Annotated in this window: 1 protein-coding gene; it reads left to right on the top strand. The window is 41.3% G+C overall.

The genetic code is table 11. The annotated features are described in order from the left end of the window. Positions 1-110 precede the first annotated feature (110 nt). Positions 111-1,016 carry an IS982 family transposase gene (locus BQ7483_RS00125; protein ID WP_072544396.1) on the top strand — a complete coding sequence of 302 codons (906 nt, stop codon included), beginning with the start codon at positions 111-113 and terminating at the stop codon, positions 1,014-1,016. Positions 1,017-1,039 lie beyond the last annotated feature (23 nt).

Here is a 1,039-nt window from a genome sequence, read left to right as displayed (position 1 = left end):
TTAACGTGAATTCGATATAAGTAAATAAATATCTCATTGAAAATTAGAAACATAGCGATAAAAGTATTAAATTTATAGTACTCAATTATAACATTTAAACGATTACCGCTATGTTCTCAGAGTCTAAAATTACGGAAATTTATTGTATGGCCGATGATTTTTGCAAGGAATTTGCGTTGCAACAAGAAAAATATATGATTGAAGACAAGAAGGCTAGACATCGTAACAAGCCTAACCGTATGAGCGATGCAGAGATTATGGTGATTCTTATCCTGTTTCACTCGGGCGGTTTCCGCTGCTTCAAGCATTATTACAAGGAATATGTCTGCAAACATCTGAAGCACCTTTTCCCGAGACAGGTTTCCTATAACCGTTTTGTGGAACTGGAGAAGGAATTACTGCTCCCCCTGACCATTTTCATCAAGAAAGTCCTGTTGGGGACATGTACCGGCATCAGTTTTGTCGATTCTACAGTCCTGCGTGTCTGTCGCAACCAACGTATATTGATTCACAAAACATTTGAGGGGCTTGCCGAGCGTGGGAGAAGTTCCATGGGTTGGTTCTTCGGATTCAAATTGCACCTGATAATCAATGACAAGGGCGAAATCCTGAATTTCATGCTCACTCCCGGAAACGTGGATGACCGCGAGCCTCTGAAGCAAGGCCGGTTCCTGGAAAACATAAAGGGGAAATTATGTGCCGACAAAGGATATATTGGCCAGGCTCTGTTCGAGAATCTTTTCCTTAACGGCATACAACTTGTCACCAAGGTCAAAAACAATATGAAAAATTCACTGATGAGCATCGCCGACAAGATCCTGCTCAGAAAAAGAGCCTTGATTGAAACGGTCAATGACGAACTGAAGAACATTGCGCAGATAGAGCATTCCAGACACCGTTCATTCAATAACTTCATTGCAAATACGCTGTCTGCTATCGCGGCATACTGTTTTTTTGAGAAGAAGCCCGCCATTGATGTGAACTTTATCAATGACGGGCAACTGGCTATCTTCTGATTCTTATTTCGAACTCACGTTAT

This window comes from Mediterranea massiliensis (assembly GCF_900128475.1).
Classification (GTDB): Bacteria; Bacteroidota; Bacteroidia; order Bacteroidales; family Bacteroidaceae; genus Bacteroides; species Bacteroides massiliensis_E.
The sequence above is the reverse complement of the archived record's forward strand: the minus strand, read 5'-3'. Positions and strand labels throughout refer to the sequence as shown.